Source organism: Butyricicoccus pullicaecorum DSM 23266 (genome assembly GCF_900167005.1).
Taxonomy (GTDB): Bacteria; Bacillota; Clostridia; order Oscillospirales; family Butyricicoccaceae; genus Butyricicoccus; species Butyricicoccus pullicaecorum.
In genome coordinates, this window is the sequence record NZ_FUXW01000001.1 from 25152 (window position 1) to 50824 (window position 25673).

Consider the following 25673-nt stretch of genomic DNA (forward strand, 5'->3'; position numbering starts at 1 on the left):
GAGCGTCGATTTTGGACAACAAACACGAGATTTTGCAGCTGCTGCGTCAGGTTGCAGACGGTAATACCACGCCGGAACAGGCGCTGACCGCTCTCAAACGCCAACCGTTTGAGGATTTGGGATACGCAAAGGTGGATTTTCACCGCAGCGTGCGCCAGGGTGCAGCCGAGGTGATTTACGGCGCGGGCAAGACCGCCGAACAGATCATCGGCATTGCGCGAACCATGGGCGAGCGCGGATGCAGAAACATTCTCATCACCCGGTTGGATGCGCAGCCGGCGGAGACGGTCGCACAGGTTATCCCGGTCGACTATCACCCTATTCCGCGCCTTGCCATCGCCTACCCGGACGCACACGCCAGCCGGGGCAAGATCGTAGTCGCAACCGGCGGCACGAGCGACATGGCAGTTGCGGAGGAAGCTGCGCTGACGGCCGAAGTGCTGGGCAATCATGTGGTGCGCCTGTACGACGTGGGCGTCGCCGGGCTGCACCGCCTGCTGTCCCGTTTGGACGAGCTCATGGACGCACGCTGCGTGGTTGCGGTTGCCGGTATGGAGGGCGCGCTGGCCTCGGTCATCGGCGGTCTGGTCGACTGTCCGGTGATTGCCGTGCCGACCAGCGTGGGCTATGGTGCGAGCTTCGGCGGCCTGTCCGCACTGCTGTCCATGCTCAACTCGTGCGCATCCGGGTGCAGTGTGGTCAACATTGACAACGGATTCGGCGCGGGCTATCTGGCCAGCCGCATCAACCAGATGGAAGGATTGGAGGACTGACAATGAAAACGCTGTATTTGGAATGCAATATGGGTGCAGCGGGCGATATGCTGATGGCTGCACTCTATGAATTATTGGACGATCAGCCCGCATTTTTGCAGAAAATGCAGGAATTGGGTCTGCACGGCGTGCAGGTGACTGCCGAACCGGCTAAGACCTGCGGTATCGCAGGTACGCACATGCGCGTGACCGTACACGGGGAAGAGGAACACGAGCCGGACGCGCATGAGCACGAGCACCACCACCATGATCATCATCATGACGATCATGAACATGAACACCATCATCACCACCACGATGAGCACGATCACGAGCATCACCATCATCATCACGATGACCATGACCACGAGCATCATCATGACCACGACCATCATCACGATGACCACGAACATGACCACCATCACGATCATACCCATGCACACGGCCACCATCACCACCATGCAACGCCCGGTCATATCGCGGAAGTCATCGACGGTCTGAATCTGCCGGACGCAGTCAAGCAGCACGCCCGTGCGGTCTATGATGCCATTGCACAGGCCGAGGCCAAGGCGCACGGCTGCCCGGTGGGCGACGTGCATTATCATGAAGTCGGTGCGCTGGATGCAGTCGCAGACGTGACCGGCGTATGCTACGCAATATACCTTCTGGGTGTCGACCGCGTGGTCGTCTCTCCGGTACATGTGGGAAGCGGCACGGTGCGCTGCGCACACGGCGTCATGCCTGTACCCGCACCGGCAACTGCCAATCTGCTGGCTGGGGTTCCGGTTTATAGCGGCAGCGTGCAGGGCGAGCTGTGCACCCCGACCGGTGCGGCTCTGCTGACCCATTTTGCCGACGCGTTCGAAAAAATGCCGGTCATGCGCACCCAGAAGGTGGGTATCGGCATCGGTACCAAGCAATTTGAGGAGCAGGCAAACTGCATCCGCGCCTTTTTGGGCGAGAGCGAAGCACAGACAAACGGCACCATCACCGAGCTTGTCTGCAATCTGGACGATCTGTCCGCCGAAGCGCTGGCGCTGGCCTGCGAACAGCTGCTTGCCGCGGGTGCACTGGACGTGTACACCGTTCCGGGCACGATGAAGAAGGGCAGAGCCGGTCAGGTGCTGACCGTGCTGTGCGAGGACAAGGACACCGCACGCATGGCCGAGCGGGTACTTGCTCTGACCACCACCAACGGTTTGCGCGTGCGCCGCTGTGAAAAATATTTTTTGCAGCCGTCCGCGCGTGAAGTATCCACAGCCTGGGGAAGAGTGCGCGTCAAGGTAGCTGAGGGCTTTGGCATCACCCATGTGAAACCGGAATTTGAGGACGTGGCCGCCATCGCACGGAAAACCGGACTGTCCTATGATACCGTCGCCCAAGCTGTACGGCAGGCGCTGAATAAGGAGGAAAACGCGTGAAAATCCGCAAGATTCTATCCCTGTTTTTGATGCTCTGCCTGCTTGCAGGCTGCGGCGCACAGCCGACTACGCAGGAAACGACCCATGCAGACGATGCGGTTGTGATCGCGCTCGATGTCAATTCCGAACCGGCTGCCGGTTTTGACCCGGCTTACGGCTGGGGCGCGGGCGAACACGTCCACGAGCCGCTCATTCAGAGCACGCTCACGGTCACAAATCCCGATCTGACCATCGGTTACGACCTTGCGACCGGCTACACCGTGTCGGAAGACGGTCTGACTTGGACGGTCACCATCCGGGACGACGTCAAGTTCACCGACGGCGAGCCGCTGACCGCGTCCGACGTTGCATTTACTTATAACACAGTCAAGGAACAGAGCACGGTGAGCGATTTCACTATGCTGGATTCTGCCGAGGCCATCGACGACACGACCGTGCAGTTCCACATGAATCAGGCCTTTTCCATCTGGCCGTACACCATGGCGGTCGTGGGTATCCTGCCTGAGCATGCTTACGATAGTGCGACCTACGGTGCCAATCCCATCGGTTCGGGCAGATACATGCTCAAGCAGTGGGACCGCGGCCAGCAGGTCATTCTGGAGGCTAACCCCGACTACTACGGCGAAGCACCCAAGATGAAGACGGTCACCATCCTGTTTATGGAGGAGGATGCAGCGTTTCTGGCTGCACAGGCCGGACAGGTGGACGTGTCCTACACGTCCGCGACCTATGCTGACCAGACCGTGAGCGGGTATTCGCTTGAAGCCTATCAGACGGTGGACAACCGCGGACTCAACCTGCCTGCCACGCCGCGCACGACCGACGCGCAGGGCCGCACGGTGGGCAATGACTTGACCGCCGATGTGCGCGTGCGCCGCGCGATCAATCTGGGCATTGACCGTCAGGAGATGATCGACAACGTGCTCGCCGGTCACGGCACCCCGGCGTACAGCGTGTGCGACCAGATGCCGTGGTACAGCGATGCGTCCGAAGTTTCTTACGACCCCGAAGCTGCCATGCAGCTGCTCGACGAGGCCGGCTGGACGATGGGCGCGGACGGTGTGCGCGAAAAGGACGGCGTCAAGGCAGAAATGACCATCCTGTACGCAAGTGACGACTCGGTACGTCAGGCGCTGGCGGCTGATTTTGCAAACCAGATGGCCGAACTCGGTATTTCGGTACAGATTGAAGGCGTGGGCTGGGATACCGCCTATGACCGTGCCCTGTCCGAACCCCTTGTCTGGGGCTGGGGTGCGCACACGCCGATGGAACTTTATAACATTTATCACACCCGCGAGGACTCGGACACCGCGCTCTACTCGCCCTATTCCAACCCGACCGTCGACCAATATATGGACGAAGCGTTGGCAAGTGACGATCTGGAAACTGCCTATGCCCTGTGGCAGAAGGCTCAGTGGGACGGCACGACCGGTGTGACCCAGGATGGCGACATCCCGTGGGTCTGGCTGGTCAACGTCGATCACCTGTACTGGGTGCGCGAAGGCTTGCAGATTGCCGAGCAGAAGATTCACCCGCACGGTCACGGCTGGTCGCTGGTCAACAACGTGGACGCGTGGACTTGGAGCAAATAAAGGAGGAAGGACATGAAGCACCGTTTGCAGTTTGCCGGGAAAAAACTGATTCGCATGGCAGTTTTGCTGCTCGGCGTCAGCCTGGCAGCCTTTGTGCTCATGTCGCTGTCTCCGCTTGACCCCTTGCAGACCAACATCGGACAGACCGCGCTTGGCTCGATGAGTGCCGAGCAGATCGACAAGCTGAACGCCTATTGGGGCGTGGACACGCCAGCCGCTGAACGCTATCTGAACTGGCTGTCCGGCGTGCTGCACGGCGATTTCGGAACGTCTCTCCTGTACCGACAGCCGGTTTTGACCGTGATCGGACAGCGATTGGCCGCGTCGGTTGGGATTTTGACTGCTGCATGGCTGCTGTCCGGTGTGCTGGGACTGACGCTCGGCGTACTTGCCGGAGCGTTTCATGGACGGCTGCCCGACCGCCTGATTCGGGGTTACTGTCTGCTCATTTCCAGCACCCCGGCGTTCTGGCTGGCCATCGTGCTGATGCTGATTTTTTCGGTCTGGCTGGGCTGGCTGCCCATCGGTCTGTCTGTGCCCATCGGCATGGAACAGGCAGCAGTCAGTGTGGCCGACCGCGTCCGACACGCCATTTTGCCTGTGCTGACGCTCAGCATCACGGGCGTTGCCAATATCGCCCTGCACACGCGGGAAAAGATGATCGACGTTCTGGCGTCCGATTACGTCTTTTTCGCCCGTGCACGGGGAGAATCCACCCGGTCGATCGTGCTCCGGCACGGTCTGCGCGGCGTGGCGCTGCCCGCACTGACGCTGCAATTTGGCTCGATCAGTGAGATCATCGGCGGCTCGGTGCTGGTCGAACAGGTCTTTTCCTATCCGGGACTGGGACAGGCAGCCGTGACCGCCGGGCTGGGCGGTGACCTGCCCTTGCTGCTTGGCATTACGGTCATCACAGCCGCAGTGGTCTTTGCGGGCAATCTGATTGCCGACTTGCTGTACGGCGTGATCGACCCGAGAATCCGAAGGGGGGCGGCACGCGGTCTATGAAGGCTTGGAACGAACGAAAAAAGACCTGTTTTACGCTGGGTGCGGCAGTCTTGGTGCTGATTTTGGTCACGGTTTCCGGTATGATCCTGTCGGACGAGGCACTTGTGACCGATTTTGCACGCAAAAATACCGCGCCGAGTGCGCATTTTCTCTTTGGCACCGACTGGCTGGGGCGTGACATGCTGGCACGCACGCTGGCCGGACTGTCACTGAGCATCCGCATCGGCTTGCTGACCGCTGGCGTGAGTGCTGTACTCGCGCTTGTGCTCGGACTGGCTGCCGCGACGCTCGGCAGACGGGCGGACGCGGTGATCAGCTGGCTGATCGACCTGACCATGGGTGTGCCGCACATTCTGCTCGTCATGCTCATCGCGCTGGCATTCGGACGGGGACTGACTGGCGTAGTCGCGGGTGTGGCGCTCAGTCACTGGCCGTCGCTCGCCCGTGTCATCCGCGGCGAGGTCATCCAGCTGCGGCAGGCACCGTATATTTTGACCGCGGGCAAGCTGGGCGTCTCGCGCTGGTGCGTCATCCAGCGCCACATGCTGCCCCATTTGCTTCCGCAGTTTGTCGTCGGACTGGTGCTCCAGTTCCCGCACGCCATCCTGCACGAGGCCAGCATTACCTTTTTGGGCTTTGGACTGCCGCCCGAACAGCCCGCGATCGGTGTGATCCTGTCCGAAAGTATGCGATATTTGACGACCGGACGTTGGTGGCTGGCGTTGTTCCCCGGTCTGGCGCTCATGCTGACCGTTTTGCTGTTCGCGTCCATCGGTGACCGGCTCAGACGGCTGCTCGACCCGTCCAGCGCACAGCGGTAAGGAGGGAGGACACAGTGCAAGACATTTTACGCGTCGAGGGCTTGTCGCTCTCGTTTACCCAGTATACTACCGGCCTGCATCAGCGCGAACTGACCGTCCTGCACGATCTGTCATTGACCGTATCGAGCGGTCAGGTGGTCGCGGTCGTGGGTGCGAGCGGTTCGGGCAAAAGCCTGCTGGCACACGCCATTCTGGGACTTCTGCCCTATAACAGCCACATGAGCGGACGCATTTTGTATGCCGGGCAGCCGCTGACGCCAAAACGGGCACAGGCGCTGCGCGGACAGGAGATCGTGCTCGTTCCGCAGGGCACGACCTGTTTGGACCCGCTCATGCAGGTTGGTGCACAGATTCGACGGGGCAGTCGGACAGCCGAGGCCGTACAGAAATGCCGTGAGGCGCTCAAACGGTACGGACTGGGACAGGAGACCGAGCAGATGTATCCGTTCGAGCTGTCGGGCGGTATGGCGCGCCGGGTGCTGATTGCGACTGCTGCGATGGAGCGTCCCCGGTTGGTCGTTGCGGATGAGCCGACGCCCGGATTGGATGCACGGTCGGCCAAGCGTATGCTCGGACATTTCCGCGAGTTGGCCGAGGCTGGCGCGGCGGTACTGTTCATTACGCACGATCTGGAACTTGCGCTGACGGTTGCCGATCAGATCGTCGTGCTGTACGCAGGCGAGACCATTGAGCAGACCACACCCGACCGCCTGCGCCATCCCTACACCCGCGCACTGTGGCAGGCGCTGCCGCAGAATGGTTTTCACACGCTTCCGGGCACCCAGCCCTATCCGGGAGAGATCACGCAGGGCTGCCAGTTTGCGCCCCGGTGTCCCATCTGCCGCGCGGATTGCCGCAAGCGTGCGCATATTCCGTACCGCCAGACCGATACCGGACACATCCGCTGCCTGTATGATGGGGAGGACGAGACATGATCCTGCAAGCAAGCCAGATTGACTTTGGATACCGACATAAAACCGTGCTGGATGATGTGAACCTGACGGTCAAGAGCGGCGAGCGGGTGGGACTGTTCGCGCCGAGCGGCAGAGGAAAGACCACGCTGTGCAAGCTGCTCGCCGGATATATGCAGCCGAAGCGCGGCACGGTCACGCTGGACGGCAAGCTGCTGTCCGACTATCCGGGCGCGTGCCCAGTGCAGATGATCTGGCAGCATCCCGAACTGGCGCTCGACCCGCGCATTCGTCTGCGGCAGTCGCTGACCGAGGCCGGGCCGATCGACCAGCGATTGCTCGACGCACTGCACATCCAGCCTGCGTGGCTCGACCGCTTCCCGCGGGAGCTGTCGGGTGGAGAATTGCAGCGCTTCTGCATTGCGCGTGCGCTGGCCGTACCGGTCAAGTTCCTGCTGTGCGATGAGATCTCGGCCATGCTTGACCTGGTCACACAGGCGCAGTTGTGGCAGTTTTTGCTCGAAGAAGCGCAGGCGCGGGACATCGGACTGGTCATTGTCAGCCATAACAGTGCGCTGCTCGATCATTTGTGTACGCGGATTGTGTCTCTCGAAGGATAAAAAAGACCCAAATGCAACATGTTTTCATTGCATTTGTGCCAGCGTTCGGATATCATAAGAGCAGAAGGAGGGATTGACCTTGAAAATGCGAGATGCCTTCACCTGCCCGCTGGAGCTGGTGCATGATATGATTAAGGGAAAGTGGAAGCCGATCATTTTGTGGCGGCTGCGGCTGGGTCCGACTTCACTGTCCAGACTGGAAAAGGACATTGACGGAATCACACAAAAAATGCTGCTCGAACACCTCAAAGAGCTGATTGACTATGGTTTTGTGGAGAAAAAGACCTTTGACGGCTATCCGCTGCGGGTCGAGTATTCGCTGACCGAGGAGCAGGGAAGAGAACTGCTCGAAGCACTTAAAATCATGCAGCAAATCGGGATTAAGTACCTCAAATCTCACGGCAAAGAAGATGTGCTAATCGAAAAGGGCATCCTGCCCGGATGATACCAACAAAAAAGTGGGTAATTTACAGAAAGCCTCCAAGCGGTTATGATGTTGACAAGCAAAAACCGCATGGAGGTATTTTATTATGTTTGTGACAAGCAAAGGTATTATTGACGGTGTGATCGATCACCGTTTTGGCGGACATGGCACCCAGTTTAACGATCACGGTATGCCTACGTACTCGCTGCCCTTCAAGATCGAGGAGGCACCCGAGGGAACGGTATCGTTTGCCCTGGTTCTGGAAGATAAGGACGCTTATCCTGTAACCGGTGGTTTTGCCTGGATGCACTGGCTGGCTGCCAATATCACGCGCACCGAGCTGCACGAGAACGAGAGTCAGACCGCGACCGACTTTGTGCAGGGAAGCAACAGCTGGACGAGCATGCAGGGCGGCAGCCAGAGCCGTGCGCAATCGTCGTTTTACGGCGGCATGATGCCGCCCGACCGCGATCACATCTACGAGCTGCACGTCTACGCCCTCGACTGCACGCTCGACCTTGCACCCGGTTTCCTGCTCAATGAGCTGCACCGCGCGATGGACGGTCATATTCTGGACAGCTACACCCTCAAGGGCAGCTATCAGAAAATATGATGGGCTTTCCGGTTCGGGTTGGAGGACGCATCTGGAAAACCGTCATTGCGGTCTTTCTGTGTTTCGTCCTCGACACCATCCGAAAGACCGGCGTGCCGTTTTACGCGGCGATCGCAGCCATTTTGTGCATGCAGCGCAGCCAGCAGGACAGCATCTGGCAGGCCAAAAACCGCGAGATTGCGACCATCATCGGCGGCATCTGGGGCATGCTGTTTTTGCTCTTTGAGCGGTATGTCTTTTATATTCCGGTCGAGGTGCTGCGTTATGCCGTGCTGTCGCTCCTGCTCATCCCGATTATCAAATTTTCGGTCTGGATTGGACAGGAAAAGGGCACATTTCTGATGTGCGTGGTCTTTCTGTGCGTCACGGTCACCCATCAGGCCGATGCAAGTCCGGTGAGCTTTGCCCTGAATCGTATTTTGGACACTACGATCGGCATTATCACCGCTTTGGTGGTCAATATGATCCCGTGGGGCAGCGAAGCATAGCACTGAGATAAAAATAAGATACCCGTCTGGTTTCAAACTGGAACTGGACGGGTATTTTTATGCCCGTTGAAAAGCTGGCAAAACCGGGATATAGCCCATCACTTGACAGGACGAGAAGAAGGAATTATACTTAACAAAGTTAACTAAATGCTGGAGGACTGAAAGACAACATGGAATGGACTGATATGATGCACTATCAGCAGCAGATGCAAAAAATCATGCGTTCGCTGCTGCCCGTGCGTAAATTTTTGCTGACAGCCAGTGAATGTGAGCTGTTGGCGCATCTGTATCTCAAGCCGGAGCAGAATACGCCCGTTTTGCTCAGCCAGAGCAGCGGTATGAAGAAAGAGGCGGTGAGCCGGTGCCTCAAGTCGCTCTATGAGAAGGGCTGCATCCGCAAAGAGCGGCAGACGACGGACGAGCGCAGCTATCAGCTGTTTATCACTGAAACCGGTCTTGCCGAGCTCAAAAAAGGATATGAGAGCATTTTGCAGCCTTTTTATGACCTATGGCGCAGCTCGCGCGAGGATTTTGAGGCATTTATGTATTACGCAGACAGATTGGCTGCACAGATTGAGAAAGGACAGGAAAAGACACTTGACCATGAAGTTTTATGATGCGTTGCAGATGGACCCTTCCATACTCAAGCGGAAAATTGCCGCGTGTGAGACAAGGAAGGAGAAAACATATTACTGGGTGGCAATGGCGGTGCGCTCGGCACTGATCGTGGCATTTGCCATCGTGTTTATCAGCCTGTTGTCCGGTATTTTCGGTGCGAATAATACCCCACTGGCTGTCGCATTGTTCTGTATGATGCTGGGCATCCGTTTTGTCAATTTTGAATATTGTGTCGGGGACTCCCTGATTACATTGGCAGCCGTGCTGGCTATCCTGGTATTTGTGCCCAGTCTGGCTGCAGTGCTGCCACCGGTACTGCTGATTCCGCTGCACTTTGCAGCCTTTTTCGCGCTGCTCTACATGACCACGCAGCGGCCTGAAATGGGAAACGGCGGCCTGTACAACTTTGCTTACATTTATTTGACCGGAAACCCGGTATTCGGGGAAGATCTCGTCCGGCGTGTACTTTTGGCCATCGTGGGATACGTCATCTGCGGTGCCATTCTGTTTTTCAAGCATCGTCATCAGCACAAAACCGTCCGTTTTCATCATGTAATCCGAAAGTTTGACCTGACCACGCATGCGCATCTGTGGCAGCTGCGTATGGCACTCGGTGTGAGCCTGATTCTGACTGCCAGACAGGTGTTTGACGTGGAGCGCTTTATGTGGATGGGCTTTGCCTGCGCCTCGCTGCTGTCGGAATATCCGTACTGCGGCAGCACAGCGACCCGTTTTTGGCAGCGTATTGTGGGCGCGATTGCCGGCTCGTGTGCATTTTTTGTCCTGTACCAGATCTTACCGGAATCCATGCACATGCTGATGGGACCGCTGGGCGGTCTGTGTCTGGGATTTTGCGTGGACTATCGCTATAAGACCGCAATGAACTGCTTTGGTGCACTCATGCTGGGAACCGGAATTTATGGACTGCATGGAGCGGTCATCCTGCGTATTGTGGATACCGTTTTGGGCGTGACATTTGCGCTGGTGTTTGCGGCCATTTTCCATCGACTGGCTGCAGTCAGATTACTGCCCGATGCACAGGAAAATCAGGGATGATTAGATCATGACATATCAATAACTTGATGAATTGCAAGAAGGTCGTCATTTGCAGCACGAAAATGTACTGCGGATGACGACTTTCTTTTTGCGGGAGATACAAATATATTTACGAATACAGATTGCAGAAGGATAAAAGGAAAATAAACGACGAAAAAAGAGAACGGCGTGACTATGAAATCACACCGTTCTCTGATTTTTTGAAAGCACCATAGTAGGGTGCTTTCAGTTTTTTGATTTGGCGTCCCTGAGAGGATTCGAACCTCCGGCCTACCGCTTAGGAGTACGGCGTACCACTTCGTAAATTGTTCATATCATATCTTCCCATATTGTTTCTTCGCAAATTGTGCTGCCTGGAGGCAGGTCAATTTGCACAAATTCCCCTGAAATATGCTGCCTTACAACGGCTTTTCAAATGTCGTATTAGCAAGGTATTAGCAGGAACCCCTTGTGACAGAGGGCTTCCAGGGGTCATTTCAAAATGCTGTTAGCACAGATGGAGGATAATCTTATGAGTACCAACACACCCAACGAAAAAGGAACGCCGCAAAGCAGAACATACACCGTGAATGACATCGCAGCCATTCTCGGTATCGGCCGCGCTACGGCCTATAAGCTAGCCAACTCCGGAGCGTTCAAGACGATCCGCATCGGCAACATGATCCGCATCTCCAGGAAGTCTTTTGAAGATTGGCTGAAGGCAGAGGGGTTGGACGACGAAACAGAATAAAAGCAAAAGCTGCTGTAGGCTATTAGCTTACAGCGGCTTTTGTGTATCTATATTTGAATATTGTTTTTTAGATTGGTCAATGTAGGCGAAAAATTTTGTCCTATAAAAAGTGTATATAAATGGGTACCAAATAGTTTGCATTTGTGGTATAATAAAAATGGATTATTATAAGTATTGAAAGAGGGTGATTGTTTGCCGGAAAATAACCTTATTTTAAATCGGTTTTTCACCCAAAATGTCTTTCTCGATATGCTTAGATCAAGTTCAAGTAACAATGTCACATATGGTGCAGTAATCAAGAGATTTATAAATGATCCTGAAAATTTAGAAAATGGAACATTAATAAGTGAGATATATCACTTTATGTCTAAGTCATATAGGAACGAATACTTCTACCAAAACACATTGCTCAATAAACTTTTACTTGGACGACATAGTATAAATACAACAACCGCATTAACACAGATTCCTATAAGCAAGTCAAAGGCTGATTTTATTTTAATAAACGGAAAAGCTGTTGTTTATGAAATTAAGACCGAATTAGATACATTTGACCGTCTTGAAACACAGCTTCGAGATTACTACAAAGGATTCAATCATGTCTGTGTAGTAACTTCTGAAGGTCAGTATGAACGAGCCCGAACAATTCTTGATGATACTCCCGTCGGGATTTATGTCCTAACATCAAAAAACACCATAAGCGCCAAGCTACGGAAAGAACCAGTCGAAAATAACTCTAGTTTAGACCATACTACTATATTCAAGATATTACACAAACAAGAATTCGAACGCATTCTGCTCGAATATTATGGTAAACTTCCAGAAACATCTCAAGCGTTTTACTATGGTGAATGTCTTAATCAATTTTCTAACATTCCAATTCTAGACGCATATGCAATGTCATTAAAACAATTGAAATGCAGAAACCGCATTGAGACAAGCACTTTGGCGCAAATTCCATATGAATTGAAATCTCTTTTTTACTTTGCAAACCCATCTAAATCCGAAATGGAAAAGCTTCGTGAATTTCTAAAACAGAAGTACGGAGGTTAGTCAATATGTATTTTCCTTATTTGCGAGGTCGGCAATACGAATTACTTGCATTACGTGAACTTGCCAACAACAATTTACTTGGAGACTATGTTATTCCAATCATCGAGCCTGTTAAATTGTCCCCTACCCTTGTGAACACTATGGCTGATTTCATTAAAACGAATCATCCTCTTTCTGTAATTCGTAATCCTGCTGTGGGTACATTTATGTCCGATTGGCAAGATGTTCAAGAAGAAACCAAAGAAGCGGGCTATAAACAGCGCTTTGCAGATCAGTATGAAAATCCAATAATAATAAAATCTATGATAATGCAAAGAAATGCGAGGGCATTGCTGAAGCATTGGGACAAACATGGAGTCAATAAAGAGGATCTCCTTGTGATAAATACTGATCGAGACTATTTAGATTTATATGAAACTGCTTTTGGGGAAGTAGTCCCTCGCTTTGCCTTAATGCCAGATGAAAGCGTTTTTAGACGCAAAGTTCGACACCATAAAGTTTTGCTTGACGATAAATTTGAAAAGCAGGAACGTAATGCTGATTATCAGGATGTTGTTGACGAATTCTTTTCAGATGACCATTTGTATTATAAAGAAGATGGATTTGTTGGATTTTCCGACTATTCAGTTGTTGGCAATGAATATTTAGAGGCTGGTTTTGCACCTTATGCTGTAGCAATCCATATTGTGTATTTTGCGAATAATGGATCTTTGAGAGTAAGGCACTTTGTTTCTGATTCTAATGAAGATATTACTAACCCGGCGTTGAAGTTTTATCAAGCCGTTTCAAAACTTGCTGAATGGTATAACGCCGACCCTCACCCGGTTCAATTGACTGAAGGTTTGAAAATCTTTTTGCAGCACTACGAACAGCAGTCTTATCCAGGACTGGGAACAGTCAAAAAACTTTCTCTCATGCATCACCTCGAATTGATGGGTAGATACTTAAGCGAGGTGTAAGGATGTTCTGTTGCAGTAATTGTTTTGCTGATGCTGAAATTAAAGCAATCATCAACGGCAACAAAAAAACAGGAGACTGTGACTTTTGCGGAAAACATAATGTTCCAGTTTATGAAATTGGCAAAGATACAACAATAGCCGAACTTCTTGATGGATTATTGGACATATATTCTCCTGTTTCCGAATTGCCAGATGGATTTCCTCGTGGTCAAACGGATCTAATTAAAAATATTCTTTATAATAATTGGAATATTTTTTCCGTAAAACCAGACGTCATATATCGTCTGATTACAAAAATTTGTTCTAGTCGATATGAAGATCAACCAGAACTATTTGATAGTCCTGTGGGAATTAAGCAAAGTCAAGATCGTGATTACTTAGAGGAGAACTCTATTTTGAAGAATAACTGCTGGTCTGACTTTGTAGAAGGAATAAAAAGAAAAAACCGTTTTCATAGTGACTACATCAATACAGAGCGACTTTTTACATTTTTGCGGTGTGCAGTAAAAACACATCGTAAGGGAGAAACTTTATATCGTTCCAGGATTTGTCATGATGAAAAAGGATACAGACGCACTGAGATGGGGCCACCTCCAGATGACAAAGCAAGGGGTGGGCGTGTTAATCCTGTTGGAATTAGCATATTGTATCTCGCTGATGAAAAAGAAACGACACTATATGAAATTCGAGCCGGTGTGTATGACTATGTTACAGTAGGCAGTTTTAAACTACTGAAAGATATTGAAGTCATTAATCTTGCTAACATTGATCGCATTAGTCCGTTTATTGGCATTGATTATGGTTTTGATTTGACTCAGTATGCCGTAAATATTGAGCACCTAAAAATGATTGCACAGGAGATCGCAAAACCTTTGCGAAACGACAATGTACTAGATTATCTCCCGACCCAGTACATTAGTGATTTTATCCGAAGCAAAGGTTACGATGGGATTGAGTATGGAAGCACCATGCGCAAACAGGGGTTCAATTTGGCAGTTTTTGATCCCAGTGTATTCAAGTGCACTAGCACAAAAGTATATGATGTAAAGTCAATTTCCTACGATTATAAACCAATTTAATTCAAAAAACTAAAATGCCATACTCGATAATAGCGCTACGAAGATAATGTTTGTGCAAAAATTGAATATCGTGTCGAACGCCATGAGCCAAAGCCTATGGCGTTTTTTCATGCCTAGAAATGCCCCTAAAGGAGTCGAAAATCCAATATTTCTTCTCCCACAACCAACCGAAAGGTCGCCGCCCATAGGTTTTCCCCTCCGGGGTGTCCAGGCGGCATAGGGACCCAAAAATCAACACTTTTTAGACCGCCGAAAGGAGGTGATAACATGGCGGTATTTCGCATTGAGAAAACCCGTGACTACACGGTGATGTCCAACCACCACCTGCGAAATGCGGGGCTGTCCCTGAAATCCAAAGGGCTGCTCTCCATGATGCTGTCTTTGCCGGAGGACTGGGACTACACCACCAAAGGCCTTGCCCGGATATGCCGGGATGGAGTGGACAGCATTTGTGCTACGGTTCGGGAGCTGGAAGATGCGGGGTATATTATCCGTGAAAGAGTCCGTAACGCCAACGGGCGGCTCGGCAGCATCGAGTACACGATTTTGGAGCAGCCCAGACCGCCGGAACCTAAACCGGGAAAACCTGAACGGGAAAATCCAGTTCAGGTAAAACCAGTCTTGGATTCTCCTGTCTTGGGAAAACCTGAACAGGAAAACCCCGCACAATTAAATACTAAAGGATCAAGTAACCAAATATCAAATACTGATTCATCAAGTACGGAAGGATCAAATCCTATCCAATCAAGCCCCCAAACCCCCGCAGGGGGCAACAGGGCTGGACGGGACTGGATGCGGGAGCGAGAGAACTATCGGGAACTGATTTTGGAGAATATCGAGTATGACTATCTATGCCGAGATGACCGGCTGGATCGGGATATGCTGAATGAATTGGTGGAGCTCATGGTGGATACCGTCTGTTCCCGCAGGGAGACGATCCGCATTGCCGGGGACGACTATCCGGCGGAGGTGGTGAAATCCCGGTTCCTGAAGCTAAACAGTTCTCACATCGAGTATGTGTTGGACCGTATGCGGGAGAACACCACCTATGTCCGCAATATCAAGAAATATCTGCTGGCTGCCCTGTATAACGCCCCGGCCACCATCGACAGCTACTATGCGTCCCTGGTGAACCACGACCTGTACGGCAGCGGAGAAAGGAGGTAATCACTCATGCAGGAAGAAGTCACCCAGCGCACCGTTGCCCTCTGTGTGGAGGCCACCAAGCTCTCCGCCGGGATGCTGCAACAGGCCATGAAAAAAGTGCTGGACGAGATGCAGAAGGGCGTGACCGGCCACAAGACCAAGCTGCACCACGGCAAGCAGACCCTCCGGCAGCTTATGAAGCACAACACCGGCGTTTCAAACATCGAGATCACCGACCAGAACATCCGGGCCTTTTCCGCCACCGCCAAGAAGTACGGCATTGACTTCGCGCTGAAAAAGGACACCAGCGGCGATATACCCCGCTACCTGGTGTTCTTCAAGGGCCGGGATGCCGACGTTATCACGGCAGCCTTTCGGGAGTTCTCCGCAAAGAACCTGGAGAAAGAGAAAAAGCCCTCCATCCGCAAGGAGCTGGAGCAGGCGAAACAGCAGTCCAAAGCCCAGCACCGCCAGCGGGAGAAGGTCAAGACCAAAGACCGGGGTGTGGAATTATGACGGTTGACTGGAAAAAAAAGCTGATCCCCAACCTCCCGTATCTGCTGTTCGTGTATCTCTTTGACAAGCTCTGCCAGGCGGTGCGCCTTGCGCCCGGCCTTGACGCCTCTGAAAAGTTCCTGCATTTGAGCCAGGGCTTTACAGAGGCGTTTTCTTATGCGGCACCAAGCCTGCATCCGTTGGACCTGCTGGCAGGTATCGCCGGGGCGGTCATCGTCCGGCTGGCGGTGTACGCCAAAGGGAAAAACGCCCGCAAATACCGCAAGGGCATCGAGTACGGTAGCGCCCGATGGAGTGCATAATTTTAAGTGTAAAGGACGCCTATATGGACGCACAGGAGGTTATGCACATGACTGATTATAGCAAAATTACCGCCCTTTACTCCCGCCTTTCCGTGGGCGACGAGGACAGGGACGGCGGTGAGAGCAACAGCATACAGAACCAAAAAATCTTTTTGGAGAACTATGCCAGAGGGCAGCACTTAACCAATATCCGGCACTACATTGACGATGACGAAAGCGGCAGGTTTTTTGACCGTTCTGCCTACTCCCGCATGATGGACGATGTGGAGAACGGGAAAATCGGTGTCTGCATTATGAAAGACCTGACGCGCTGGGGGCGCGACTATCTCCAAGTCGGCAACGCGATGGAGATATTCAGACGGAACAATGTGCGCTTTATCGCGGTCAACAACGGGATAGACAGCGAGAAGCCCGACACATTGGAGTTTGCGCCCTTTATCAATATCATGTCGGAGTGGTACGCAAAGGACATCAGCAAGAAAGTAAAGACCGGCATTAAGACAAAGGGCATGAGTGGAAAGCCGATTGCCACCGAAGCCCCCTATGGCTATGTCAAATCCCCGGACAACAAGGATTTTTGGATAATCGACGAGGAAGCCGCAGGAGTTGTCCGTTTGATTTTCCGCCTGTTTCTGGACGGGAAAAACCGAAACCAAATCGCCGTATATCTGACGCAGGCGCAAATCCCAACGCCCACATTCTACATGAAAGAGCGCGGGCGGGGAACCTGCAAAAACAGGGCGCTCAATGAGGCCAACCGCTATAAGTGGAACAAAGCCACCTTGACCCATATCCTCACGCGGCAGGAGTATTGCGGTGATGTTGTCAACTTCAAGACCACAAAGCACTTCCGCGACAAGCGGAACCACTATGTAGACCGGAGCCAATGGCAGATAACCGAAAATGTGCATGAGCCGATTATTGACCGCACCGACTTTGAAACCGTACAGCGGATTTTGGAAAATGCGCCCGTCAAACGCCCCAACGGGGACGGGGAAATCCACCCTTTGTCGGGCTTGCTTTTCTGTAAGGATTGCGGCGCAAAAATGCACATTCGCATAGATTATCGAAACGGCGGCAAGCGTCATGTTGCCTATTGCAGCGAGTACCACAAGGGGAAAGCCAAAAACCCCAAATGCAATTCCCCGCACATCATTGACGCGGATTTGCTCATGCAGACCGTCGCGGAAGTGCTGAAGAAAATCGAGGACTACGCTATCAGCAACCGGGCGGAGTTTGAAGCCTTAGTGAAAAAGAGCCTTGCCATGCAGCAGACCGACAAGACCAAGAAACAGCAGAAGCGTATCCCCCAAATCACGACGCGCCTTGAACAGATCGACAAGGTGCTGAACAAGCTCTATGAGGACAATGCCCTTGGCACAATCCCGCAAGACCGCTATGAGCAGATGTCGCAGAAGTATTCAGAAGAATACTACGCGCTGAAAACGGAGCTTGCCACGCTCCAAGAGCAGCTATCCGCTTACGAGAACGCGGGAGGACGGGCGCAGAAGTTTTTGAAGCTGACGGAACGCCATGCTGCCTTTACCGACCTGACACCCGCCATTCTCAACGAGTTTATCAGCCGGATTGAAGTGCATGAGCGCGACCAGAAAAGGGCGAGATACGCAATCCAGCACATCAGCATATATTTCAATTATATCGGCAAGTTTGAGAACGAAGTGACACAGCTTGCAGAGCCGACCGAGCAGGAAATCCGGCAAATGCGGGAGGAAATCGAAGAAGCCAAAAAGGAAAAGAGCCGCGCATACCACCGGCAGTATTCAAGGGAGTACCGGGCGCGAAACCTTGAAAAGCAGCGGGAGTATGACCGCATGAAAGCGCGGGAATACCGGGCAAGGAGAAAGGCACAGGCAGCCGCCGCACAGCCCACACAGTAAAACAGAATAACCGTCAACCAAGAGGGATTTTCCGAACTACGGGAAATCCCTCTTTTACGCCCAAAGAAAGGAGCCGCCTATGGCAGAACAGACCCCCGACAGTATCATCACGACCCAGAGGAACGGGCAGACCATTGTTGCAGAGTTATTTTTCAATCACAGCAGCACAGAAACATTCCGCGACAAGTTGCTCAAACTGGTGCTTGCCGACAGTTCGCGTTTATCCGCGTCTGACGGTCAAGAGCCGGAAAAAACGGAAATCACGCGATAGGAGCCGCCCGGACGAAGAATGGTTCATTGGGGCGGGTTCCATTTGAAAATCCCCATTTTCCCCAAGTCAAGAGCCGGGAAAAATCCCTCAAAAATGCCCCTCTTTCCAAAAGAGGGCGCAGAAAGGAGCATTTATGCGAACAGGGCTTACCAAGCAGGAAAAGACCACCGACATTTGGTTTGACGAGAAAGACCCGCTTATCCATATCCGCACCCACAACACCGCCTTGAAGAAACGGCTGCTTGATTACAGCCGCCGCTATCCGTCGATCTGCCAGCAGACCGACGCAGACCCCGAAACGGGCTGTATGGAGTTTGATATTGAGAAAGGTCGTTTCTCTTTCCGTCTGACCGCCCCATACAGCGAGGAAAGGCGGGAAGCGGCGCGACGGTTTGCCAGAGAAAACAACGCCGCCGACAGGCTGAAATAATGTAGATTTGTTCATAGGTTTGTGCTATAATTTTCTCAAAGAAATAGAGCGATAAATCTTGAAATAGAGATGACAATTACAACGGATAATACGAAATGGAGCAGTTTATTATGAACATGATTTTAAATGAAATTAAAACTATTATGGAACAGAACAAGGAACGATATTTGCCGCAGGTAAAATTCAGCGATTTGGAAGAAAATGGGGCTGTCTATTTTATGAACAGCAAAGATGGAACAGAATTTGAATGGTATGTCAATGATAAGTTGCCGCCTTTTATGATGTTTTATGATGATGAAGCCCAAATGGGTGCTATGAAACTTCTGCTTTATCGAGATGGAACGGTGCGGGTGTTTGTCTTTGACAACGCTGGAAAGAATATGTGCAAAGAGGTTCGTACTCATATTGAGTGCGGAGAAGAACAATTATTGGATTTGGCTGTGCTTTTGAAGCATCAGGCAGAGGACAACAATAAATGGGACGCAAATATAGAAAGCCTCGGCACTAACATTCCTGTCAGCGATGAAATGAGGAATACTTTTTTGAATCATAAAAGTCAGTATGATAAAATTAAAAACATACGCACACTTATGAATCAAGGTGCACTCGTTTCAAGAAGAATTGTAGAGGAAGGTTGGAAAGTAGGCTTTATGTATAGACGTGAGCCAAATAATCCAGCAGACAGCGGATGGACATTTTTGGCAGGAAACGAAGATGAACATTATAATTCAGATATGAAAAACATTGTATTGATGTCGCTTGGTGAAGTGTGCTATGAATTGGACAAGGATGTTTACGAATATATCACTGCTCCCATAGGAGCCGAATTTATTCGCACATCGGAAACGACATTTGAAGTTGATACGAAAAATAAATCCATTTTTCTTACGAAAAGACAAGTGTAGCAAAACTAATAAATTACCCACAAGGGACAGCCGAGAAAATCGACTGTCCTTTTTCTATGCCGATAGGCAGAAAGGAGCGACCACCCATGACGAAACCAAGAGAGAAAACCCGCGAGGAACTGACCGCCGAGATTGAGGACGGGAAGAAGAAAATCCGACAGCTTGAAAACCGGGAAAAGGTGTTGCGGCAAAAGCTGTCCCAAGAGGAACGCCGGACGCGCAGCCACCGGCTGATCGTCCGGGGCGCGGTCTTTGAGAGCATTGTGCCGGAAGCCAAGAGCATGACCGACGAGGAAGCCGCCACCTTTCTCCGGCTTGCCCTGACGAGCGAGGAAGCGCGGGCTTATCTGAAAAAACGCACCGAGGGCGGGAAAAGCGAATAATCCCTTTGGAACAAAGGGCGCACTTATACACCCTTGCGGGCGTGTGCGCTCTGCCGAGGGCTTATCTCCGCACAGGGAACTTTCCCCGCGCTCCGATATGGCGGCTTTGCCGCAACAAGGGGCTGCACCCCTTGCGCCGCTTACGCGGCTATCTCTGCACACCCACAAAAACAGTACACCCGCCTTTGGCGTCTGTACCATTTTTGCGGGTTTTGTTATCCTATCCGGGAGGTGATACCCATAGCCATTTATCATTGTAACATCAGCATTGTCAGCCGGGGCAAGGGCAAATCAGCCGTTGCCGCTGCCGCCTACCGAAGCGGCGAAAAGCTGACAAATGAGTGGGACGGAATGACCCACGACTACACCCGCAAAGGCGGTGTTGTCCATACAGAAATCATGCTGCCGACCCACGCTCCGCCCTCTTTCTCTGACCGTTCAACCTTGTGGAACAGCGTGGAGCTTTACGAGAAAGCCGGGAACGCCCAGCTTGCCAGAGAGATTGACGCGGCACTCCCCATAGAGTTATCCAGAGAGGAACAGATCCGGCTTGTCCGGGAATACTGTTCCTCTCAATTTGTTTCCAGAGGAATGTGCGTTGATTATGCCATTCACGACACCGGCAAAGGCAATCCCCATTGTCACATCATGCTCACCATGCGCCCCCTTGACGAGCGCGGCGCGTGGGCGGCGAAGTCCAGAAAGGAATATGACCTCGATGAAAACGGCGAGCGTATCCGCTTGCCAAGTGGCAGATACAAGACCCACAAAGTTGACCTGACCGGCTGGAACGACAAGGGCAACGCCCTCTTGTGGCGTAAGGCATGGGCGGATATTTCAAACGCCTACCTTGAACGAGCCGGAATCCCGCAGCGTATCGACCACCGCAGCAACGCCGAGCGCGGCATTGACGAGCTGCCTACCGTCCACATGGGTGTGGCGGCTTGCCAGATGGAGAAGAAAGGTATAGTCACCGAGAAAGGCGAACTGAACCGCAATATCCAAAAGGCAAACCGCCTTATCCGGGAAATCCGGGCGCAGGTTGGGAAGCTCAAAGAGTGGATTGCCGACCTGTTCAAAGCGCGGGAAACCGCCCCGGAGCAACCACAACAATCCCCCGGCCTTGCAAATCTGCTGATGAAGTATTTGAGCGTTCAGAGAGAAAAGAGCCGGAAGTATTCGCAGAGTTGGCAAAGGCAGCACGCAGCCGACGAACTGAAAACCGTAGCGGCGGCGGTCAACTATCTTTACGAGCATGGTATCTCTACCCTTGACGAGCTGGACGCAGCCCTTTCCTCTGTCAGCGAACAGGCCGACGCTATCCGGGCGGGAATGAAAACCGCCGAGCAGCGCATGAAAGAGCTGCAAAAGCTCATTGAGTACGGCAGGAATTATCAGACCTACAAGCCCGTACAAGACGAGTACCGGCAAATCCGCTGGAAAGGAAAACAGGAGAAGTTTGCGGAAGCCCGCCGCGCCGAGTTGACCCTTTGGAACGCGGCAAACCGCTATCTCCATGCCCATTTGCCGGAGGGTGTGAAAACCCTGCCGATCTCCGCATGGGAGAAAGAATATGCCGCCCTCAAAACACAGAGGGAAACGGAATACGCCAAGCTGAAAGGCACCCGCAGCGACCTTTCCGAACTTCAAAATATCCGCAGGTGCGTGGATATTGCACTCCGCGCCGACCAGCCGGAACAGACGCAGACCCGCACCAAACGGCACGAACAGGAGAGATAAAGAAAAGGACGGGCAAGCTGTCCGTCCTTTACGCTGTTCAATTAGAGGAGAGGTAATAGCCCTAATTTTTCTTGTCAAATACTCCCCATACTGCAATCGCCAATCCGATAATCGCAACAATGATAGAAATGGTAAATGGCATAACTAAATCCATTCCTAAAAGGCAACCATACCATCCGCCAATACCATTGTAAGAGTACGGATTTAACGGAGATAATACTGTCGCAACAATGATAGAAATTGTGCTGATAGCACCGATTGCCATAACTGCTATACCTAAAATAAGTTTTTTCACTCTTGTTCCCCTCTCCAATACTGATTTTGTCAATTTCATTATACTCAAGAATTATGAATAATTCAACCACAGAAAGCGAGGTATCAGTCATGTACTATACCCAAGAACAAATAGACCGGGCAAACCAAGCCGACCTTGTTTTGTTCCTGCAATCGCAGGGGGAACCGCTGGAACGCGCCGGACAGGAATACCGATGGAAACGGCACGACAGCTTGACCGTCCGGGGCAACAAGTGGTATCGCCACAGCCAGAGCAAGGGCGGCGGCCCCGTTGATTTTGTCATGGAGTTTTTCGGCAAGAGCTTTACCGAAGCCGTTGAACTTCTCACAGGAGAAAAGGGAGCCGCGCCGCCGCAGGACTCCCCTCAATTCCGATTGCCGCCCCGCAGCCCCGACAACCGAACAGCGAGGAACTACCTCACCACAGCCCGCCGCATTGATGAAGATGTGACGGGCTTTTTCTTTGCCAGCGGCGATATTTACGAGGACGCAGCCCACCACAACGCCGTATTCGTGGGGCGGGACGGGGACGGAATACCACGCTACGCCCACAGCAAGGGAACGGCAGGAAACTTCCGGCTTGATGTGAAAGGCAGCGACAAAGCCTTTAACTTCTGCTACCGGGGCGAGGGCGAAAGGCTTTTTGTCTTTGAAGCCCCCGTTGACCTGCTCTCTTTCCTCTGCCTGTTCAAAAAGGAATGGCAGAAGCAAAGCTACCTGTCATTGGGCGGCGTGGGAGAAAAAGCCCTGCTCCGCTTTCTCTCTGACCGTCCGAACATCAAGACCGTTTACCTCTGCCTTGACAGTGACGAAGCCGGGAACGACGCTTGCAGCCGCCTTGTGAAGCTCATGCCGGAGGGCTACACCGTCCACTGCCTTGTGCCGCTTTACAAGGACTGGAACGAAGTATTGCAGCACCGGGCGGAAATCACAGACGGGAAGTTTTTGCGGGAAGCCGTTTACGGCTTGAAAGAGCCGCCGCCACAGGAAGAAACGGTTGAGATTATCCGCATGAGCGAGGTTGACACACAAGCTGTTGAATGGCTATGGGAGCCGTATATCCCCTTTGGGAAAGTAACCATTGTGCAGGGCAACCCCGGCGAGGGCAAGACCACCTTTGCCCTGCGCCTTGCCGCCGCCTGCACCACAGGGGGAACGCTGCCGGGCATGAAGCCCCTGCCGCCATTCCAAGTGATTTACCAGACCGCCGAGGACGGGCTGGGCGATACCGTCAAGCCCCGCTTGATAGAAGCCGAAGCAGACCTTGACCGCGTTCTTGTCATTGACGAAGCCAAGCAGGAACTTACCCTATCTGACGAGCGTATAGAAAAAGCAATCACGCAGAACGGGGCGCGGCTGATAATCCTTGACCCCATACAGGCGTACATGGGCGAGAAAACCGACATGAACCGGGCGAATGAAGTGCGCCCCATGTTCCGCAGGCTTGCCGAAGTTGCCGAGCGTACCGGCTGCGCCGTTATTCTTATCGGACACCTCAACAAAGCTGCCGGAGGGCAGAGCGCCTACCGGGGCTTAGGCTCTATCGACTTTCGAGCCGCCGCCCGTAGCGTCCTGCTGATCGGGCGCGTGAAGCGGGAGCCGAATGTGCGGGTAATCGTCCATGACAAATCTTCCCTTGCGCCGGAGGGCAAGCCCATAGCCTTTTGCCTTGACCCGGAAACAGGCTTTTCATGGATAGGCGAATATGACATTACTGCCGACGAGCTGCTATCCGGCGCGGGCGGGAACACCGCCACCAAGACCGAACAGGCGGAACGGCTGATACTGGACTTGCTTGCAGACGGGAAAGAGCTTGCCAGCGAGGACATTGTAAAGGCCGCAGCCGAAGCCGGAATATCCGAGAGAACGGTGCAGAACGCCAAGCGCAACATGGGCGGCATTTTGGGCGCAAGGCGCGTCGGCGGTCAATGGTACAACTTCATCAAGAAGAAGCAGCCGCCCGAACCCGCAAGCTGAAAACGCAAAGTGCAGACCCTTTGCGCTTTGCACTTTCGCGCTTTCACCTTGATTGTGCGTCAATAACTCAAAATAGCACTTGACAAAACGCTTCATGGGGCACGGCGGCGGATATTACGCCCTATGTCGATCCGGTCCCCGACCGGAACATCCCGCTGACCCAGACGGAAAAGCTCACCATGTCCAGCCGCCCGAAAAATCCCAAGTACGCCCGAAACAAAAACATCCTGGTCATCGGCGGCAGCGGCAGCGGCAAGACCCGTTTCTTCGTCAAGCCCTCCCTCATGCAGATGCACAGCAGCTATGTGGTCACCGATCCCAAAGGGCAGCTTTTGTCTGAGGTGGGAACCATGCTTCGCCGGGGCGCCCCCAAGCTGGACGAGAACGGAAAGCCCATGCGGGATGCCCGCGGGAAGGTCATCTATGAGCCGTACCGCATCAAGGTCCTCAACACCATCAACTTCAAAAAGAGCATGAAATACAACCCCTTCGCCTATATCCGGTCAGAGAAAGACATCCTCAAACTGGTCAATGTCATCATCGCCAACACCAAAGGCGACGGAGAAAAATCCTCCGAAGATTTTTGGGTCAAGGCCGAGCGGCTTTTGTACTGCGCCCTGATTGGGTACATTTGGTACGAGGCGGAGCCGGAAGAAAAGAACTTCCTCACGCTGCTGGAGCTCATCAACGCATCGGAGGCCAGAGAGGACGACGAGGAATTTCAGTCGCCCGTGGATATTCTGTTTGCCAAGCTGGAGAAGGAGCGCCCGGACCACTTCGCCGTGAAGCAGTACCGCAAATTCAAGCTGGCCGCCGGCAAGACCCTGAAATCCATCCTGATCAGCTGCGGCGCCCGCCTTGCCCCCTTCGATATTGCGGAGCTGCGGGAGATCATGTCGGACGACGAACTGGAGCTGGATACCCTGGGCGACCGGAAAACGGCGCTGTTCCTCATTATGAGCGACACGGACACCACCTTCAACTTCGTTATCGCCATGCTGCAAAGCCAGCTATTCAATCTCCTTTGCGACAAGGCGGACGACGTGTACGGCGGCAGGCTGCCCGTCCATGTGCGGTGCCTCCTGGACGAGTTCGCCAATATCGGGCAGATACCCAACTTCGACAAGCTGATCGCCACCATCCGGAGCCGGGAAATCTCGACTTCTATTATTTTGCAGTCCCAAAGTCAGTTAAAGACCATCTACAAGGACGCCGCGGATACCATTGTAGGCAACTGCGACACCACCTTGTTTTTGGGAGGCAAGGAGAAATCCACCCTGAAAGAAATCTCGGAGCTGCTGGGCAAGGAGACCATCGACAGCGTGGGTCAATCCGAGAACCGGGGCAGCCAGGTTTCCCACGGCCTCAACTATCAGAAATTAGGAAAGGAGCTGATGACCCAGGACGAGATCGCGGTGATGGACGGAGGCAAGTGTATCTTGCAGCTTCGAGGGGTGCGGCCGTTTTTCAGCGACAAGTTTGATATAACCCGCCATCCCCGCTACAAGTACCTTGCCGACGCCGACAAGAAAAACACCTTTGACATTGAACGGTACATGAAACGCAGACCGGCCATTGTGAAGCCGGACGAGCCTTTCGATCTGTACGAATTGAAAGCCACCGACCTTCAACCCAACAATTCAACTGAACGAAAGGAAATGTGAAT

26 protein-coding genes and 2 pseudogenes are annotated in these 25673 nt (G+C 52.7%); 27 read left to right on the forward strand and 1 reads right to left on the reverse strand.

Annotation, left to right across the window (positions count from 1 at the left end; genetic code table 11):
• The first annotated feature begins 11 nt into the window (after positions 1–11).
• The 25 genes and pseudogenes from larB to mobQ all read left to right on the forward strand — a co-directional run bounded on the left by larB (position 12) and on the right by mobQ (position 21736).
• On the forward strand, positions 12–773 hold the full coding sequence (gene larB, locus B5D52_RS00110) for a nickel pincer cofactor biosynthesis protein LarB (protein WP_016147963.1): 762 nt from the start codon (positions 12–14) through the stop codon (positions 771–773).
• A gap of 2 nt (positions 774–775) precedes the next feature.
• Positions 776–2173 (forward strand): nickel pincer cofactor biosynthesis protein LarC, encoded by a 1398-nt coding sequence (larC, locus tag B5D52_RS00115; RefSeq protein ID WP_016147962.1) that lies wholly within the window; start codon positions 776–778, stop codon positions 2171–2173.
• Complete coding sequence (locus tag B5D52_RS00120) at positions 2170–3765, forward strand: ABC transporter substrate-binding protein (protein WP_016147961.1); 1596 nt, start codon at positions 2170–2172, stop codon at positions 3763–3765. Before larC ends, B5D52_RS00120 begins: the two co-directional genes overlap by 4 nt.
• A gap of 12 nt (positions 3766–3777) precedes the next feature.
• The gene (locus B5D52_RS00125; protein ID WP_016147960.1) at positions 3778–4773 is read left to right on the forward strand and encodes an ABC transporter permease; all 996 of its coding nucleotides are present in this window, start codon (positions 3778–3780) and stop codon (positions 4771–4773) included.
• Positions 4770–5594 (forward strand): ABC transporter permease, encoded by an 825-nt coding sequence (locus B5D52_RS00130; protein ID WP_016147959.1) that lies wholly within the window; start codon positions 4770–4772, stop codon positions 5592–5594. The genes B5D52_RS00125 and B5D52_RS00130 overlap by 4 nt, the downstream gene beginning before the upstream one ends.
• A gap of 14 nt (positions 5595–5608) precedes the next feature.
• Entirely contained in the window at positions 5609–6529 is a 921-nt protein-coding gene (locus tag B5D52_RS00135) for an ABC transporter ATP-binding protein (protein WP_016147958.1), read from the forward strand.
• Positions 6526–7125 carry an ABC transporter ATP-binding protein gene (locus B5D52_RS00140; RefSeq protein WP_016147957.1) on the forward strand — a complete coding sequence of 200 codons (600 nt, stop codon included), beginning with the start codon at positions 6526–6528 and terminating at the stop codon, positions 7123–7125. The genes B5D52_RS00135 and B5D52_RS00140 overlap by 4 nt, the downstream gene beginning before the upstream one ends.
• Positions 7126–7204: 79 nt before the next feature.
• Complete coding sequence (locus B5D52_RS00145; RefSeq protein ID WP_016147956.1) at positions 7205–7570, forward strand: winged helix-turn-helix transcriptional regulator; 366 nt, start codon at positions 7205–7207, stop codon at positions 7568–7570.
• An 85-nt stretch (positions 7571–7655) separates the two neighbouring features.
• Positions 7656–8162 carry a YbhB/YbcL family Raf kinase inhibitor-like protein gene (locus B5D52_RS00150; RefSeq protein WP_016147955.1) on the forward strand — a complete coding sequence of 169 codons (507 nt, stop codon included), beginning with the start codon at positions 7656–7658 and terminating at the stop codon, positions 8160–8162.
• Positions 8159–8650, forward strand: a complete 492-nt coding sequence (locus tag B5D52_RS00155; protein ID WP_016147954.1) for an FUSC family protein — start codon at positions 8159–8161, stop codon at positions 8648–8650. Before B5D52_RS00150 ends, B5D52_RS00155 begins: the two co-directional genes overlap by 4 nt.
• 170 nt (positions 8651–8820) lie before the next feature.
• Positions 8821–9267, forward strand: coding sequence for a MarR family winged helix-turn-helix transcriptional regulator (locus tag B5D52_RS00160; protein WP_016147953.1), 447 nt, complete (start codon positions 8821–8823; stop codon positions 9265–9267).
• The gene (locus B5D52_RS00165; RefSeq protein ID WP_016147952.1) at positions 9254–10324 is read left to right on the forward strand and encodes an FUSC family protein; all 1071 of its coding nucleotides are present in this window, start codon (positions 9254–9256) and stop codon (positions 10322–10324) included. Before B5D52_RS00160 ends, B5D52_RS00165 begins: the two co-directional genes overlap by 14 nt.
• Positions 10325–10835: 511 nt before the next feature.
• The gene (locus tag B5D52_RS00170) at positions 10836–11054 is read left to right on the forward strand and encodes a helix-turn-helix domain-containing protein (RefSeq protein WP_016147951.1); all 219 of its coding nucleotides are present in this window, start codon (positions 10836–10838) and stop codon (positions 11052–11054) included.
• 192 nt (positions 11055–11246) lie between these two features.
• Positions 11247–12107, forward strand: coding sequence for a sce7726 family protein (locus tag B5D52_RS00175; protein WP_016147950.1), 861 nt, complete (start codon positions 11247–11249; stop codon positions 12105–12107).
• Positions 12108–12112: 5 nt separating this feature from the next.
• A complete protein-coding gene (locus B5D52_RS00180) occupies positions 12113–13066 on the forward strand; it encodes a sce7725 family protein (RefSeq protein ID WP_016147949.1) in 954 nt (317 codons plus the stop codon).
• Between the two features lie 2 nt (positions 13067–13068).
• On the forward strand, positions 13069–14145 hold the full coding sequence (locus tag B5D52_RS00185; protein WP_040332549.1) for an RES family NAD+ phosphorylase: 1077 nt from the start codon (positions 13069–13071) through the stop codon (positions 14143–14145).
• Between the two features lie 267 nt (positions 14146–14412).
• Complete coding sequence (locus B5D52_RS00190; RefSeq protein WP_016147946.1) at positions 14413–15312, forward strand: DUF6017 domain-containing protein; 900 nt, start codon at positions 14413–14415, stop codon at positions 15310–15312.
• Between the two features lie 6 nt (positions 15313–15318).
• On the forward strand, positions 15319–15807 hold the full coding sequence (locus B5D52_RS00195) for a PcfB family protein (RefSeq protein WP_016147945.1): 489 nt from the start codon (positions 15319–15321) through the stop codon (positions 15805–15807).
• Positions 15804–16100, forward strand: a pseudogene (locus B5D52_RS00200) (conjugal transfer protein TraG); the annotation flags it as partial. The gene B5D52_RS00195 and the pseudogene B5D52_RS00200, both read left to right, overlap by 4 nt.
• 32 nt (positions 16101–16132) lie before the next feature.
• Entirely contained in the window at positions 16133–18007 is a 1875-nt protein-coding gene (locus B5D52_RS00205) for a recombinase family protein (protein WP_016147943.1), read from the forward strand.
• Positions 18008–18086: 79 nt separating this feature from the next.
• Positions 18087–18278: a transposon-encoded TnpW family protein gene (locus B5D52_RS00210; RefSeq protein WP_016147942.1), complete on the forward strand. Its 192-nt coding sequence runs from the start codon at positions 18087–18089 to the stop codon at positions 18276–18278.
• A gap of 133 nt (positions 18279–18411) precedes the next feature.
• Positions 18412–18708: a hypothetical protein gene (locus B5D52_RS00215; protein ID WP_016147941.1), complete on the forward strand. Its 297-nt coding sequence runs from the start codon at positions 18412–18414 to the stop codon at positions 18706–18708.
• A gap of 110 nt (positions 18709–18818) precedes the next feature.
• Positions 18819–19613, forward strand: coding sequence for a DUF2185 domain-containing protein (locus B5D52_RS00220; protein WP_016147940.1), 795 nt, complete (start codon positions 18819–18821; stop codon positions 19611–19613).
• 86 nt (positions 19614–19699) lie between these two features.
• A complete protein-coding gene (locus B5D52_RS00225) occupies positions 19700–19996 on the forward strand; it encodes a DUF3847 domain-containing protein (RefSeq protein ID WP_016147939.1) in 297 nt (98 codons plus the stop codon).
• 231 nt (positions 19997–20227) lie between these two features.
• Positions 20228–21736 (forward strand): MobQ family relaxase, encoded by a 1509-nt coding sequence (gene mobQ, locus B5D52_RS00230; protein ID WP_040332548.1) that lies wholly within the window; start codon positions 20228–20230, stop codon positions 21734–21736.
• A gap of 61 nt (positions 21737–21797) precedes the next feature.
• Here mobQ and B5D52_RS00235 read toward each other — a convergent pair whose 3' ends face one another.
• Positions 21798–22031, reverse strand: coding sequence for a hypothetical protein (locus B5D52_RS00235; protein WP_016147937.1), 234 nt, complete (start codon positions 22029–22031; stop codon positions 21798–21800).
• Between the two features lie 89 nt (positions 22032–22120).
• Between B5D52_RS00235 and B5D52_RS00240 the strand changes: the two genes are divergently transcribed.
• Positions 22121–24007 carry an AAA family ATPase gene (locus B5D52_RS00240; protein WP_016147936.1) on the forward strand — a complete coding sequence of 629 codons (1887 nt, stop codon included), beginning with the start codon at positions 22121–22123 and terminating at the stop codon, positions 24005–24007.
• 86 nt (positions 24008–24093) lie between these two features.
• Positions 24094–25671, forward strand: a pseudogene (locus B5D52_RS00245) (VirD4-like conjugal transfer protein, CD1115 family); the annotation flags it as partial.
• Between the last annotated feature and the right edge of the window lie 2 nt (positions 25672–25673).